15 protein-coding genes are annotated in these 15150 nt (G+C 46.7%); 9 read left to right on the top strand and 6 right to left on the bottom strand.

Annotation, left to right across the window (positions count from 1 at the left end):
• Positions 1 to 135 precede the first annotated feature (135 nt).
• The 3 genes from NDI35_RS16905 to NDI35_RS16895 all read right to left on the bottom strand — a co-directional run bounded on the left by NDI35_RS16905 (position 136) and on the right by NDI35_RS16895 (position 2302).
• Complete coding sequence (locus NDI35_RS16905) at positions 136 to 600, bottom strand: hypothetical protein (RefSeq protein WP_445313754.1); 465 nt, start codon at positions 598 to 600, stop codon at positions 136 to 138.
• Between the two features lie 309 nt (positions 601 to 909).
• Entirely contained in the window at positions 910 to 1470 is a 561-nt protein-coding gene (locus NDI35_RS16900; RefSeq protein WP_445313753.1) for a sugar O-acetyltransferase, read from the bottom strand.
• Between the two features lie 157 nt (positions 1471 to 1627).
• Positions 1628 to 2302, bottom strand: a complete 675-nt coding sequence (locus NDI35_RS16895; protein WP_445313752.1) for an MBL fold metallo-hydrolase — start codon at positions 2300 to 2302, stop codon at positions 1628 to 1630.
• A 33-nt stretch (positions 2303 to 2335) separates the two neighbouring features.
• Here NDI35_RS16895 and NDI35_RS16890 point away from each other — a divergent pair, with 33 nt between their 5' ends.
• The 3 genes from NDI35_RS16890 to NDI35_RS16880 all read left to right on the top strand — a co-directional run bounded on the left by NDI35_RS16890 (position 2336) and on the right by NDI35_RS16880 (position 5915).
• Positions 2336 to 3808 carry a site-2 protease family protein gene (locus tag NDI35_RS16890; RefSeq protein WP_445313751.1) on the top strand — a complete coding sequence of 491 codons (1473 nt, stop codon included), beginning with the start codon at positions 2336 to 2338 and terminating at the stop codon, positions 3806 to 3808.
• Positions 3809 to 4142: 334 nt separating this feature from the next.
• Positions 4143 to 4742 carry a hypothetical protein gene (locus tag NDI35_RS16885; RefSeq protein WP_445313750.1) on the top strand — a complete coding sequence of 200 codons (600 nt, stop codon included), beginning with the start codon at positions 4143 to 4145 and terminating at the stop codon, positions 4740 to 4742.
• Between the two features lie 126 nt (positions 4743 to 4868).
• Positions 4869 to 5915 carry a DUF6745 domain-containing protein gene (locus NDI35_RS16880; protein ID WP_445313749.1) on the top strand — a complete coding sequence of 349 codons (1047 nt, stop codon included), beginning with the start codon at positions 4869 to 4871 and terminating at the stop codon, positions 5913 to 5915.
• A 19-nt stretch (positions 5916 to 5934) separates the two neighbouring features.
• Here the strand turns inward: NDI35_RS16880 and NDI35_RS16875 are convergent, their stop codons facing one another.
• Both NDI35_RS16875 and NDI35_RS16870 read right to left on the bottom strand, forming a co-directional pair.
• A complete protein-coding gene (locus NDI35_RS16875; RefSeq protein ID WP_445313748.1) occupies positions 5935 to 6339 on the bottom strand; it encodes an RNA-guided endonuclease InsQ/TnpB family protein in 405 nt (134 codons plus the stop codon).
• Between the two features lie 4 nt (positions 6340 to 6343).
• On the bottom strand, positions 6344 to 7060 hold the full coding sequence (locus NDI35_RS16870; RefSeq protein ID WP_445313747.1) for an RNA-guided endonuclease InsQ/TnpB family protein: 717 nt from the start codon (positions 7058 to 7060) through the stop codon (positions 6344 to 6346).
• A 419-nt stretch (positions 7061 to 7479) separates the two neighbouring features.
• Between NDI35_RS16870 and sat the strand changes: the two genes are divergently transcribed.
• Together sat and NDI35_RS16860 are read left to right on the top strand one after the other, a co-directional pair.
• Positions 7480 to 8661 carry a sulfate adenylyltransferase gene (sat, locus tag NDI35_RS16865; protein WP_445313746.1) on the top strand — a complete coding sequence of 394 codons (1182 nt, stop codon included), beginning with the start codon at positions 7480 to 7482 and terminating at the stop codon, positions 8659 to 8661.
• A 176-nt stretch (positions 8662 to 8837) separates the two neighbouring features.
• The gene (locus tag NDI35_RS16860) at positions 8838 to 11219 is read left to right on the top strand and encodes a caspase family protein (protein WP_445313745.1); all 2382 of its coding nucleotides are present in this window, start codon (positions 8838 to 8840) and stop codon (positions 11217 to 11219) included.
• Positions 11220 to 11442: 223 nt separating this feature from the next.
• Here NDI35_RS16860 and NDI35_RS16855 read toward each other — a convergent pair whose 3' ends face one another.
• A complete protein-coding gene (locus NDI35_RS16855) occupies positions 11443 to 12711 on the bottom strand; it encodes a valine--pyruvate transaminase (protein WP_445313744.1) in 1269 nt (422 codons plus the stop codon).
• A gap of 16 nt (positions 12712 to 12727) precedes the next feature.
• Between NDI35_RS16855 and NDI35_RS16850 the strand changes: the two genes are divergently transcribed.
• From NDI35_RS16850 to NDI35_RS16835, 4 genes are all read left to right on the top strand, one after another.
• Positions 12728 to 12880: a hypothetical protein gene (locus tag NDI35_RS16850; RefSeq protein WP_445313743.1), complete on the top strand. Its 153-nt coding sequence runs from the start codon at positions 12728 to 12730 to the stop codon at positions 12878 to 12880.
• Positions 12881 to 12968: 88 nt separating this feature from the next.
• Positions 12969 to 13196 carry a hypothetical protein gene (locus NDI35_RS16845; RefSeq protein WP_445313742.1) on the top strand — a complete coding sequence of 76 codons (228 nt, stop codon included), beginning with the start codon at positions 12969 to 12971 and terminating at the stop codon, positions 13194 to 13196.
• Between the two features lie 95 nt (positions 13197 to 13291).
• The gene (locus NDI35_RS16840; RefSeq protein WP_333076808.1) at positions 13292 to 13834 is read left to right on the top strand and encodes a carboxymuconolactone decarboxylase family protein; all 543 of its coding nucleotides are present in this window, start codon (positions 13292 to 13294) and stop codon (positions 13832 to 13834) included.
• Between the two features lie 21 nt (positions 13835 to 13855).
• Positions 13856 to 15061: an adenylate/guanylate cyclase domain-containing protein gene (locus NDI35_RS16835; RefSeq protein WP_445313741.1), complete on the top strand. Its 1206-nt coding sequence runs from the start codon at positions 13856 to 13858 to the stop codon at positions 15059 to 15061.
• The last annotated feature ends 89 nt before the right edge of the window (positions 15062 to 15150 follow it).

Raw genomic sequence — 15150 nt, 5'->3', positions numbered from 1 at the left:
TATTAAAAGTTTTTCGTTCATTATTAATGAATGAAAAACTTGTTAAATCTTTAATTTATATCTCAACAATCAAAAGTATTTTCGGTGCATCCGCTGGCTGAGGCACTATTAAATTGCCCCAGTTGCGGGATGTGTTTAAAGAACCTTGTGAGTGTGTTCGTGCTGTTTCACATTGTCTTCAGTGCGAATGACGCGCTCGGAGTTGAGCACCCTTTTACGTTCTAAGGAATAAGTAAAGTCGTTGCGAACTGTTCCCAAGGGAATGTGAAGTTGAGCTTGGGGGCGGATTTTGTAAGTGCGGGCAGCAGCGATCGCCCGAAAGGCAAATTCTTCGCTAAACTGAGCTGATGTCGGGAATTCTGGCAACATTTTGGGTGTGTCGCCGTCGAGCACTGCTCCCAAAGTCGTCCCGCAAATCATTAAATAAGATGTGGGAATTCCCTTCAAAATTGCTTCCAAAGCTGCTGAGGGAATAGCTTCGATTACTTGCACTTCAAAAACTTCGCCTTCTTCTTTGATGAAGCAGGTAGCTACACCGACTGCTATGTAGTCGTCGGTGCAGAGATCGGGAGCGTTGGGATAAACTGTTGCAGTCGTCATAAAAAAAGCTTGGTAGTGTGGAAACCGGGAACGAGAAATTATATCATTTCCGGTAACACCGGAATGATGTTGACTGTTGACTGTTGACTGTTGACTGTTGACTGTCAACCGTCAACTCGAATTTACTATTCCGATGCTAACGGATTTGATATTAAGCGATTTTAGATTTTAGATTTTAGATTTTAGATTTTTTCCAGCGTTTTTTTCGGGGATTTTACGGGAAAAATATCAAACCGGCTGTTCTAACACCTAAAATTTTTGGGTTAAGCTCCAAGGAGCCGATCGCACGATTGTGTCGATCGTACCACATCAAGGTAGATGCCGGATGATTCGGCTAGGATTCCCCGCCGCCACGACGTTTGCGGGAATATCTTTGACAACAACACTGCCTGCGCCGATCGTGCTATTGTCGCCAATAGTGACGCCTGGACAAATAATACTGCCGCCGCCAATCCAAACATTATTGCCAATATTAATTTCAGCGGCGAGTTCTAGGCCAGAAAGCCTCATTTCCGGGTCTGTGGGGTGAAGAGCGGTGTAAATTTGTACGTTGGGCCCGCACAGTAAATTTTCGCCAATGTTAACTCGATTGCAGTCGAGAATCACGCAGCCAAAATTCATGTACAATCCGTTTCCCGCATAAATATTACTGCCGTAGTCGCAGTAGAAAGGTGGCTCGATTTCAACTTTTGGGCCAACTGCACCGAACCATTCTGCGAGAATTTCTAACCGTTTGTCTGGTTCGTCTTCGCGGGTAGAATTGTAGGTTCTGGCGAGGCGACGGGCTCGCTGGCGATCTAAAATCAATTGTTCGTCGGCAGCTAAATACAATTCGCCGGCGAGCATTTTTTGTTTTTCGGTTTTTTCCACAGTTTTTTCCACGGTAAGAATCGGCGGTTGAGACCGCTACTTCACCAACGAACTTCCTCTCTATCTAAGAGACTGAAGAATAATGTAGGGTGCGTAAGGGCGCACCTTACGGCTATAATTAGCCCGTCAGATCATTTTTTGATGTGACCGCATACATTTAAGGTTCAGGTTTTGACTGCAAACAAACAGCTAAATCTAGAGTGGCTAATTTCTCAAAAGCTCGATCAATCGCTCCTTTTCCCCGCAAAAAACCAGTATTTGCACCGGGACAAATATACTGTAAAGTTTCTGGCGAAAATCGATCGATAATTGACTTGACGCTGTTAATTTGCCGGGGCCAGTGAAAAGTTTTTGGCGTCCACAGCGGTACTGGGGCGGCTTCTCGGTTGGGGAGCAAGTGCCTACCCGAAAACAGCACTCCACCGCTGCCACTATGATAAAGGCAAGAGGAACCAGGAGAATGGCCAGGAGTCCAAAATGCTTTGATTCGATCGCTCACAACAAATTCTCGCTCAAAAACCGTCACCTTCAAACCCGGCAGTAAATAAGCTTCCTGCTCTTGAATCAGGATCTCGCACCCCGTGGCTTCCTGAATCTCCCGCGCCTTGGCGATAGCGCCACGGTGGGTGAGAAACAGCAGTCGCACGCCGCCGTGTTCCCGCAAAAATGTTTGGTTAATCTCATCCCAAGCGGGACAATCCACCAGGATGTTAGTTTGGTTTTCTACAATGAAATAGGCTGTTGCACCCAGAGTTTCCCGGTTAGGCGGGAAAGCAAGGATATTGTCGAGTACGGGCCTGGGTTGTTTGGAGACTAAACTCTGTTGTTTCAAGGAAGTATTTCAGAAGGGAATGGGATAAATATTATGTTCTTTTTACTATGGTTGTTCGTATTGGGGCTGATATCGTACTACTTGTTGCAGAACGGCACCAGCCGCATCACCCGGACTCCGATATGGCTGCTGTGGCTGGTAATGATGGCGCCCGCGCTGATTTGGAGTGGTTGGATTTTAGTTTACGGTACCAGCAAAACTGTACCGCCGGAGTTGGTAATTATACCTTTTCTGGTTTGCCCTTTTTTGTATTGGTTTTTGGTACAGTTGGGGCGCAAGAAAATTACCGCCGAAACTGCTGAGCAGCTAGCAGACTCTGCGACTGAACCCGTAAAGCCAAAACCGCCTGTGCGCCCGATCAATCAAGAAGAAGAAGCGAGTTTACGCGATTGTTTTCCTTGGTCAATTTACTTTTTGCGAGATTTGGAATTTCGGCCACAGGCTGTAATTTGTCGCGGACAGTTGCGGACGAACCCAGAGGCGGCTTATCAGGCAATTCGGGAGAATGTGGAGAGGCTTTTTGGCGATCGCTTTTTAGTAGTATTTCAAAACAGCTTGAGCGGTCAACCTTTTTTTGCTATAGTTCCCAATCCCAGCCACCAATCAGGGGAAACTCCTGTCCAAACCGAATCTGTAACCCGGCCATTTTTCGCGTTAGCTTTGCTGCTGATCACGGTGTTTACGACTACGCTTGTCGGCGCGCGACTGGCCGGAGTTACTCAACAAGCTTTGCAATCCAACTCATCAATGTTGCTGCAGGGTTTGCCTTACTCGCTGGCTCTAATTACATTTTTGGGGATTCACGAATCCGGCCACTATTTAGCAGCCCGATTTTACAAAATTCGCACGACTTTGCCTTATTTTATTCCGATTCCTTTTTTCTTAGGAACTTTTGGCGCTTTCATTCAAATACGGAGCCCCATTCCCAACCGCCGAGCTTTATTTGATGTTAGTATTGCCGGGCCCCTTGCCGGTTTAGTTGCGGCAGTGCCATTATTGATTTGGGGTTTGAATAATTCGACTATTGTACCGCTGTCTGAAAAGTCGGGAATGTTAAATTTTGAGTCTTTTAAACCCAATTTTTCGCTGCTGATGACTCTCTTGAGCAAGTTAACCTTGGGTGGTGCTTTCAATGCGGAAACTGCGATCAATTTGCATCCGGTAGCGGTGGCGGGTTATTTGGGTTTGATCGTGACGGCGTTTAATTTGATGCCGGTGGGACAACTCGACGGCGGACACATAGTGCACGCGATGTTCGGCCAGCGAGCGAGTATGGCGATCGGGCAAGTTGCTAGACTTTGTATGCTGCTGCTTTCTTTTTTGGAACAGGGTTTGCTGCTGTGGGCGATTATTTTGTTTTTCACGCCACTAAACGACGAACCGGCGTTGAATGATGTCAGTGAATTGGATAATCGGCGGGATTTTTTGGGGTTAATGGCGATCGGGCTTTTGTTAATGATTTTGTTGCCGGCGCCCAGGGTACTCCTTGAGTGGTTAAATGTTTAGAAGGAAGAGGGAAGTTCGGCAACGGATTATGTAACGGATGTAACGGATAGAAAAAAAAGAAACAATAAAGAGGGCAGAAGGATTGAGTGATCGGGCGAGAGAAAGAAGAGGAAAGAAGGAAGAAAAGAGAGGTTTACCACTTCTGCAAGGGTTGCTATATTAGGACTTACGCGGTGAGAACCGGGTTTCTTCCTAGAGACTTCGCTACCAAACCAAGATTTTTCGCAGAAACCAGGTTTCTTTGGGGGAAGTTTTTATACAATCGTATTTAGGATTTCTCAACTCGCTTTCTATCTCGAAGTAATCTTTATTTTCACCGACTGATTATAGAAATATGTCTTACAAATCCTTTACTTTCCAACAATTAAAAGAGCGATTTGGATTGGAACCGTCACTCAGTCCTATTTGGAGTGCCAAGGTTGTTCCTGTAGAACCCTCCGAATGGTTTTGGAGAACCCTCGAAATTAGTTCTCACACTGCTGTTACAACTGCCAAAGAACGTTCGGAACGGATTATTTCTCCTCTTCTGTTAGAATTTAGAGAAAGGAACAACAGACAATTTTCTATTTTTTCTGGTTGGTCGTTTGATGTAGATGTTGAGCAGGGATTGAATGGGGAATGCGACTTTCTATTGTCTTCCGTGCCGTTTGATTTTAAAATTAAAGTTCCGGTTTTTGCATTGAGAGAAACGAAAGGCCCAGAAATAGAATCTTGTCTGCCGCAGTGTGCAGCACAAATGGTAGCGGCTCAGCTATTTAACGAACGCGAACACAATTCCATACCTGCAGTATATGGCTGCGTAACTACTGGCGTTGTCTGGCGGTTTCTTAAATTAGATGGAAATAATTTAATTATTGATGCTGATGTTTATTGTGTTGATAATGTTCCTATGATTTTAGGTGTTTTGCAAACAATTGTTAATTCATACAAATAATTTAACGGCTATAATACAATAGTTTAGGAGTGAAAATTCCCGTCTGTACTATAAAGTTAATTAGATTTTTTACCGGATGCGAGAGCGAAAAAGTTTGACAGAAAATCAAATAATCTAGCTGTACCTATGAGCGCAATTACTTCCGAACAAATAGCGCTAATTCCGATCTATCGCGAGAAGTGGCGACAAATTGGACTTTCGATAAAACCAGTCGATCGCCCGCAAGCGACAGCGGCCCTCAACACCGCCTACAACATCATCGGCTGTCCTGAACCGGAAATTATTTTCTGTGACAGCCCTTACATAGCTTTGCAAGCAGTTGAACCGCTAAGGATACGGGATTCTGGTCTGGGAATGGCCAGCGAAATCAGAAACAAAATTCATAATGAATTGTACGATATATTAAGAAGTCAACTCGGCATGGCTCTGGAAAATAAAATTTACAGCCAACTCTATAATCCGCTGTACGCTCAACTGATGAATCAACTGCACCTTCATGTTAAAGACGAAGTTTACGTCAAATTAGCAAGGAAGTTGGGCGGGAGATTTCAGAGGTTTCTGATCGATCAAGCTTATCATAATAACAGCATAGTTTCAGAACTGTCAGCCTGTCACGGAAGTTGGGTGGATTTTTGTATTGGCGTGTTAAATTTGGAGTACGATCGCCCTTTATACTCAGCCTTTAAATCCTTGGTGGAAAACTGCGGCTGGATTTACCCGTTTGAGAAAAAGTGCTTTGTGTGCGATCGCCCGATCCAACTTCATTTTGATAGCGAATATTTGCTCCACGCAGAAGGTCAACCAGCCGTTGAATTTGCTGACAAGTTCAGTGTATACTCTTATCGTGGCGTCCGACTGCCGGAAATAATTGGTCAAGTTCCGCCCCAATCTTGGCAAGCTTCATGGCTGTTAACAGAACAGAATGCCGAAGTGCGGCGAGTTTTGATTCAGGCGATCGGCTATCCGAGAATTTGTCAAGAATTGCAAGCAACTGAATTGGATAGTTGGCAAGAATATACTTTGTTGAAAATTGAGAATAATATTGACATAGAGCCAATTTATTTGTTAAAGATGACTTGTCCGAGTACGGGACGCCTTCATGCTTTGCGAGTACCGCCAAAAGTGCGATCGGCTAAAGAAGCGATTAGCTGGTTGACATACTCCCCTGCCTAAAGGCGAAGGGATTCTAAGCTCAGACAGCAATTGCAGGCATAGCCTGTCTAACATCACCTAACTTAGCGGTTGATGCCCCAACCGCACAAATATTTATCGCGGCGTTCTCGTCTCTGTCATTCACCTTTTGACAGGACGGACAGCGCCATTCACGAACTGACAAATCCAACTCTTTCAGAACGTGTCCACAATGCGAGCAAGTCTTACTAGATGGATACCAACGGTCAATGAAAACTACTTCTTTTCCTTTCTTTTTGGCAACCCATTGGAGAATTTCGAGAAATTCGCCGAATGCAAGGTCTGAGATTTTACGTCCCCAAAGTCGTTGCATTCCTTTTAGATTCAACGTCTCAAAGCACAGCACGTCGAACTTATCAGTTAGTTCGTGAGCCAATTTCCAGAACCAATCAGAGCGACGATTCACTACGTCAGGAGTGTTTGCGAACTAGATTAAGTCTTGCTCTTTCTCGGTTCGCTGAGCCTTTCCGTTTTTTGGAATGCTGACGATTTGCTTTCTTAATAGCGTTGAGGGACTGTTTCAGAAATTGCGGTGATTCGATTTTTGTTCCATCTGAGCAGGTGAGAAACGTTTTCAAGCCGAAATCAAAGCCCGCGATTCTACTCGTCTCGACTTTGGTTTCAGGCTCTTCAACGCTGTCAACGACCACAACCATGAACAACTCTCCTAAGGTCGTGCGTTTAATGGTTAACGTCTTAATCTTCCCTTCTATCTCTCTGGAATTCCAATACTGATAAACGCGATTTCCAATCTTAATTCGATTGCCGCCTAAGAATTGGTAGCCAGCTTGCTTGAGAGTGAACGATTTGTATCTGCGAACTTTCTTGAATCCGGGCGGTCTAACTCCTTTCTTGTGATGCTTAAAGAACAGTTGATAGGCTTTTTCAATGCGTTGACAGATATCCTGTACAGCCTGAGATCCAACCTGTTGCCAGAATGCTTTACGCTTTCTGAGTTTGGCGATATGACTTTGAAGTTTGCTGCAATTCAAGTGCTTACCCCACATCCGGTAGTACCGTTTGTGAAGTGCAATGCAATGGTTATAAATCACCCCGGCAGCATTGATACTTCGCTTGAGGTGTTTATTTTGGTTGCTTTGATATAGCTTGAACTTCAATGTTTTCATGCTAAGTATGATAACATAATAGGTAGCAATTGGGTAGCCAAATGGTCAGAGAAAGATTAAGTATTCGCATTGTCGTGAGTCGGCTAGAGAAGTTGCGGAGAATTGCCAAACAGAAAGAAAAAACAATGACCCAACTTGTAGAGGACTGGATTGATAAACTTAAAGAGGAAAAGCCGTCCTAGAAGGACGGGGCTTTAAACCCAGTTTTCCGGTAAATTGGGGAATAGATCCCGAAGAATTTCAAGTCCAGACTTGAGGGGAAAATTTAGAGTTTTGAGTGCGCGAGTTGACAGTTAAAGAATTACAGCGCCACAAAAGCAGCCTTCTGCACAAGTCCAGAACAATTAAAAAATGTAGAATTGCAGCCACCGCTTGATACTATGTACTCTGGCAGCTAAAACCCACAACTTCAAATCGACATGAGCCAGCATTCAGACCGCATTGCCCCTCACGGCGGCACCCTGGTCAACCGCATTGCCACACTAGACCAAAGACAAGAATTTTTCGACAAAGCAGAAGTCTTGCCGCGAGTCCAGCTTTCGGATCGATCGATCTCTGACCTGCAAATGATCGCCATCGGCGCCCTGAGTCCCCTCAAAGGGTTCATGAACGAAGCTGATTATCGATCGGTCGTTAAACAAATGCGCCTCTCCAACGGCCTTCCGTGGTCGGTTCCCATCACCCTCTCGGTAACAGAAGAAGTCGCCGCCCCCCTGAAAGCAGGAACTTTAGTGCGCCTAGACTCGTCGGCGGGCAAATTTGTCGGGCTCTTGGAACTTGCAGAAAAATATCACTACAGTAAAGAAGAAGAAGCCCTCAACGTCTACCGCACCGACGACCTCAAACACCCGGGCGTCCAAGTAGTAGACAAATCCGGGCCCGTTAACCTCGCAGGCGACATTTGGCTGCTGGAACGCGAACTAGATGTCCGCTTTCCCCAATACCAAATTGACCCGGCGAAATCGAGAATGCTGTTCACAGAAAAAGGATGGAAAACCATAGTCGGTTTCCAAACCCGAAACCCCATCCATCGGGCCCACGAATATATCCAAAAATGCGCCTTAGAAACAGTAGACGGCTTGTTCTTGCACCCGCTAGTCGGGACGACTAAGGACGACGACATCGCCGCTGACGTGCGGATGCGCTGCTACGAAATTCTGCTAGAAAAATACTATCCAAAAGATCGCGTAATTTTGGCAATTAATCCGGCGGCGATGCGCTACGCCGGGCCGCGAGAAGCAATTTTTCATGCTTTAATCCGCAAAAACTACGGCTGCACTCACTTTATCGTGGGGCGCGATCACGCTGGAGTTGGCGATTATTACGGCACTTACGATGCCCAACATATTTTTGATGAATTTGAGCCGGGAGAATTGGGAATTGTGCCGATGAAATTCGAGCACGCTTTCTATTGCACACTGACGGAACAAATGGCTACAACTAAAACAAGTCCCAGCACTCCCGAACAACGGGTGCATTTGTCTGGAACCAAAGTTCGGGAAATGCTGCGCGCTGGAAAATTGCCGCCGCCGCAGTTTTCCCGACCGGAAGTTGCCGCAGAATTAGCCAAGGCAATGAATATTTTCAATTACGAGATTTAAATCTTGAACTGTGGTGTGGGCGACATTCTGAAGAGTTTTGAATTTTGAGTTTTGAGTTTAAATTTTACAGTTTTAAACTTAAAGCTCAAAAGTTAAAACTAAAAAAAAATATCTTATATCAACTCGGTTTGATTCGGACTTGTATTAGAGCGAGTTCTGTTAGGTCGTAAGATTAAATGAACCGCGAAGACGCGAAGAGCGCGAAGGAAGAACTGCACCTTCTTCTTTCTCTTCCTTCGTGTCCTTTGCGCCTTCGCGGTTTAATCATTCCGATGCAACCGGATGCGATATTAATACTAAACACTCACAACTTAATTAAATCCCCTAAAATTATTGAGGGGAATTTAACTGAAAATTCAAAACTTAAAATTCAAAGCTATTTAAAAATGGGACTCAAGCGGCGGGAATTTTTACAGCAAGCTGGCCGGGTGCTGGCCGCCATCGGAATCAGCGACGCCTTGTGGCTGCCGTTGAGCGATCGCTACCTCCAAGCCTTAGCGCAGCCGACAGCCAGGAAATTGGCTTTGTTGGTTGGCGTTGACAAATATCCAGACTCGCCCCTGCACGGCTGCGTCACGGATGTGGAATTGCAGCGGGAACTGCTGATATATCGGTTTGGGTTTGTGCCGTCGGACATTTTGACTTTGACTGACGCTCAAGCTACCAGGGAGAATATCGAGACGGCGTTTGTAACTCACTTGAGGGAACAAGCAAAACCCGGTGACGTGGTAGTTTTTCACTTTAGCGGCTGCGGTAGTCGAGTAAGTTTGGGCGAGTCTCCCGGAAAAATGCACAACAGTTTTGTGCCGGCGGATGATGTTTTGCCGTTGTTAGCAAACCGAGCGGTGAACGATATTTTAGAGGAAACGCTGTTGCTGTTGATGCGATCGCTCGCGCCAGAAAATGCGATCGCCATCCTCGACACCAGCTACCACTATCGGGGTTTTCCCACAAACGGCAACTTTCGCATTCGCTCCCGCCCCCGCCCCACCATCGGCGAGCCTCGCCTCGCAGAATTAACGTTCGCTCAAGACCTGCGCTCCCGCACAAATCTCCGTCCTGCGGCCACCATACTGGCCGCGGGTGCGGATTCCCAACTCGCCGCCGAACAAGAGTGGGGCGGATTTACCGCAGGTTTGTTTACCTACGCCCTCACCCAAACTCTGTGGTTGGCAACTCCCGCTAGCAGCTTCAGCGTCAGTTTCAGTCGCGCGGCGGGTAATGTCGAGCAAATGGCGGGGTTATCGCAGCAACCGCAAATTCTCAATCACGATTTAACAGCCGCGCCGGCGGTGAATTTTTCAAATTTAATCTTGAATTCCCCTGCATCTGACGGCGCTGTGACGGCGGTGGAAGATGGGGGCAAAACTGTGCAGTTGTGGCTGGGGGGGTTGTCGCCCTCGGTTTTGGAGTGCTCCGGGGGTTCTGTGTTTGCTGTGGATTCCTCGGAGGGCGCGAGGCTTTTGCTGCGGGGACGCACGGGCCTCTCTGCTAAAGCCCAAGTTTTAGATGGGTCTGCTCAAACAGACGGGCAATTAACAGTCGGCGAACTCGTGAGGGAAGAAATTCGGGTATTGCCGCGAAACATCGGTTTGACAGTAGCTTTGGACTCGGGTTTGGAACGCATCGAGCGGGTGGACGCTACCAGCGCCTTTGCGACTGTGCCGCAAGTTTCGGCGGTAGGCAGCGAGCAATTGGCTGACTGTCGGTTCGGCAGAGTCCCGGAAACAACTTTAGCCGAAACAGTCTCGCCTCACGAGCCTGCTTTGTATCAAAGCCGTTACGGTTTGTTTTCTTTGGCTCAAATGCTGATTCCCGATACTGAGGGCGACGGGGGAGAAGCAGTCAAGGTGGCGGTGCAGCGCTTGACTCCGCAGTTGAAAGCGCTGCAGGCTGGGAAGTTGCTGCGGCTGACAGTCAATGAGGGGTCTTCGCGCCTGAAGGTGCGGGCGGTTCTGGCAACTACCGCACCGCAAGCGCGGGCTGTGGCGCAGCGAGAGCCGGTGCGGGCCGGCGGTGATTATCGGCTGGAACCGTTGAGCGGGGAAAGTGAGAAATCCGCCAGCGCCCATATATTAAGTGTGAGCAACAGCAGCCGAATTCAGTGCAGATTGTATAACGACAGCGATCGCCCGGTTTACTTTGCGGTGTTTGACTCGGGCAGCGCGGGACGGCTGTCAGTGCTCGGTGCTGAGGGCAAAGACGGTGTGGGGGGGATGTCGCGGCCGATCGCTCCGGGGGAGAATTTGATTGTACCGGCGGCTGGGGGGAGCGGGTGGGCGGTATCCTTGCCGATCGGACTTGCGGAAACTTTCATTATATTTAGTGAGAGTCCCTTCGCTCAAACTCTAGCTGCAATAGAAGCCGAAATCCAGCAAACGAGGGCTGCCCTGCCAATTCGAGTGCTGTTGAATCCTTTAAATGTGGCGCGGGCGGTGCTCGAAGATTTGCACGCCGCTAGCATTCCGGGGGTGCAGAAAGCGGGGATATCGACGGACGATTTGGCTTTGGATGTGAATGTTTGGGCAAGTCTGAGTTTTGTTTATCGGGTGGTTTAATTGTTAAAAACTCCTCGATCATAGTCGGCGATTGAAATCGCTTTTAACCTCAAACTACACCAACGAAGTCCACCTACGCGAGACTGAGAAATCATACCAAATCCGGCTTAAATACCCCCTTGATCTCGCTTGTCTGCGGAGGCGGACGAAAGTTTGACTTGCAGAGCGGTTTGAACCGCCGAATCAGAAAAAAGGTGGATTTCTGCGGATTTGGTATAAGAAATCAAGACTGATAAAGCTTTTCTACCATTTGAGCCAACCGTTTCATGGCAGTTTCAATCTCATCATTTGTTGCAGTCAAACTGATGCGTAAACACTCATGTTTGTGCTGCCAATCTTCCCGCAAACCAGGGAAGAAAGAACTTCCCGGCACGACAATTACGCCAACTTTTTTCAACTCTTGATACAGTTCCCAATCAGTCATTGGCAAATCTTTCAGCCACAACCATGCGAAAATTGCTCCTTCGCCCCGGTGCAAAAACCACGGCAAATCCTTCGGCATTGCTTGTTCTAGGGTGGTTTCTACGATCGCAAATTTGCTTTGATAGTACGGGCGAATTACGTTGATGGAAATATCGGCAAGAGCGCCGGACGTAATGGCACGAGTTGCGATCGCCTGTCCGTATCTCGGCGAATGAATGCACATATTGGTCTGAAAACATTCTAATATTTGAATGATTTTTTCATCGCCGATCGCAATTCCGATTCTTTCACCCGGTAATCCGGCTTTCGACAAACTCATACAGTGCACGATATTGCCGCCAAAAATCGGCGTCATTTCGGTAAAATTCAAGGACGGGAAGGGAGGGCCGTAGGCGGAATCAACCAACACCGGCACCTCGAAAGCGGCCGCTAAATCGGCAATTTTCTTAACTTCGTCGTCGGTGAGAACGTTGCCGGTGGGGTTGCAGGGACGGGAAAAAATGACGCAACCGGTGCTTTGGTCGATCGACAATTGGCTGAAATCCGGGCGGTATTTGAACCTGTGGGCGGCTGCATCAATATCGAGGGTGGGTTTGCAGGCGACTACCGCTTCGGGAATCAAGCTAACGCCGCCGTAACCCGTGTAGTCTGGGCTCAGCGGTAAAACAATATTTTTAAGCTGTTTGCTGGTAGTGTAGCCGCCGAAAGCGTTGGCTGCGTAGAAGTAAATCGATTGACTTCCGGGAGTAATTAGAATATTGCGATCGGTCAAATTCAGTCCGTAACGCTGGTTGAAATCCGCCAATACCGCATTGATAAACGGCTGATAACCTTGACTGGAACCGTAGCGACAAACCACCTCACCGTATTCCGGGCTGGCCAAAAGTTCCGCAGTGCAGTCGCGCCACAACTGCTCGACTTCCGGCAAAATCACCGGGTTTCCGGCGCTCAAATTGATAAACTCCTGCCCGCTGCCGGCTCGGAGTGTTTCAATAATATCTTTCATAATTGCCCGAACTCCCGTGAGGTGGGACATCTGAGCGCCAAATTGAGTCAGGGCAGGGTTCATAGCAAATGCAGCGACAATGATAGAAGTTTACAGTTTACCCATGATAACTCCAGTCGCAGGCGTTAGCCTAGCTTATCTGGGGCATGGGTTGTCGATCGAGCTTCTGATTAATTCAATAAACTCGATCGCACAGCGTTTTATTTCTTCCCCTGTGCGCCTGCCGGAGTAGAAGATTGTGGCCATTTGTGGAGTTCGATCGAACAGTGTTTTTTGCCTACAATTTAGCGAACGGAACAGCAATCTCTAATTCAATAGTTGTGGTAAGATTTCACGCCGTCGTGCCAGATGAATTGCCGATACTTGACAACAACCATTGGAAAAATCTAAAATTAGTCGTAAAACCCGATCGCAACAGAATTTTCTGGGCTCCTGTTACTGCTATAATTACAGGTTTAATCCAGCCTCAAGAATCAGATTTGTTGCTAGCTCATTTTCATGATTCGCGGTTTGTTGACAGCGGTGCATTTTATTATCAATCCGACTAAAGCCAAAATAGCTCGTAAGGTCGCCCTTCGAGTGGCGTTACATAACAAAAACGTAAATTCTCCCCCAATTAATTGCCGTAAAATTCAACACACCAATGACACACTTTCCACTTATAGAATACGAGCAACTTACAGATCCTAAAGCCAAAGCAGTGTACGAAGAAATTTTGACAGACTTGGGGTTTGGCATCGTCCCCAACCTGTTCAAGTCAATGGCAATCAACCCTGACATATTAGAAGCAAATTGGAAAAAATTCCGGGGAACAATCCTGCAAGGAGACTTACCCCGCACGCTTAAAGAAATGGTCGGCGTCGCTATTTCCCAATCAAATAATAGCGAGTACGCTCTCCAAGTTCACCTGCACGGATTGTCAGCCTTGGGGATGAGCGAAGAACTACTGCGAACCCTAGTTTCTGACTTTGCCAACTGCCCTTTGCCAAAACGTGATAAAGCCGTAATTACCTTTGGCTTGCTGGCTGCTACAAAACCCCTGGAAATGACAGAGACTGATTACCAAAACCTGCGGGATTTAGGACTTGATGATTCAGAAATATTTGAGATTATTGCGACAGCAGACTTGTTTAGCTTTGTCAACCGATATACTGATGCAATAGCCCTCGAAATAGATGCTTTGTAATCTATATTGTATACCCATATTATGGGCGATCGGCTAGAAGATCAAGATCGAGAAGAACTTCTGTTAACAGCCCGCCGTTTGTTAGCAGAAGCTCAAGCGCTTTCCATCCGCATTTCCGCTGTCAACGAAGTTGCCACTGCCATTAACCGCACCCTCGATCTCAACCAGATTTTGCGGGTACTAGGCAAGCAAGCCAAATGGTTGCTAGACTTTGAACACTGTAGCGTTTGCCTGCACAGCACTAACGCTTGCATGACCTTATTTGGCCGGCATATCCCTGTAGATATTGCAGCCCTCCCAGAGGGCGGCCCTATTCACAAGGCTTTCACAACACGTCAACCTCAATTAATTCAAGAAGCGGGTGCTACTGCTATTTTATCTCCCTACGCTTCGCAAATTATCCTTCCTTTGGAAAGCGAAGGTAAGGTTTTAGGAACCATTAATTTTGCCACAACCAAGTCGAGAGCTTACACTCAAGAAGACTTGCGGATTGGCTATCTTTTGGCTTTGCAACTATCTTCAGCCATCCGCAATGCTGAACGCTTTAAAGAGATAAATAGCCTGTATTCCGAGCTCGATGCCGAAAAGCACAAATCTGATCAGCTACTGTTGAACGTGCTGCCGGTTGAAATTGCCGAGGAACTCAAAAATAACGGCAAAGTGGAACCACTTTATTATGATAGCGTATCGGTTTTATTTACTGACTTTAAAGGCTTTACTCAGTTATCTGAAAAAATGACGCCGCGAGAGTTAGTTGACGAACTAGACTATTGTTTTTCTTATTTCGATCGCGTGATGGATAAATACTCTATGGAAAAATTGAAAACTATTGGCGACAGCTATATGTGCGCGGCGGGAATTCCTACCCCTCGCCCAACACACGCCTTTGACGCTGTACTTGCTGCCCTAGAAATTCGACAGTTCATGGATTTGCGAAAAATACAGAAAGCTCAACAAAATATCCCTTATTGGGATATCCGTATTGGCATTCATTCAGGTCCAATACTTGCTGGGGTAATTGGCCATAAAAAGTTTTCCTATGATGTCTGGGGAGATACAGTTAATACTGCATCTCGGATGGAATCTTCGGGCGTACCTGGAAATATCAATATCTCTCATGCAACCTTTGAATTAGTTAGAGATTTTTTTGAATGCGAATACCGAGGAAAAATTTATGCTAAAAATAAGGGCGAATTGGATATGTATTTGGTTCGCCATCTTAAATAAATTTGGGCATGGCTAATTGCTAAGGGAAAAGGGCTAAGGGAGCAGTTATTCGATTTTAGATTTTAGATTTTAGATTTTAGAATGGGGAA

Source organism: Microcoleus vaginatus FACHB-2002, assembly GCF_040004035.1.
In the GTDB taxonomy this organism is placed as follows: domain Bacteria; phylum Cyanobacteriota; class Cyanobacteriia; order Cyanobacteriales; family Microcoleaceae; genus Microcoleus; species Microcoleus vaginatus_C.
This window is presented reverse-complemented; position numbering and strand designations above follow the sequence as displayed.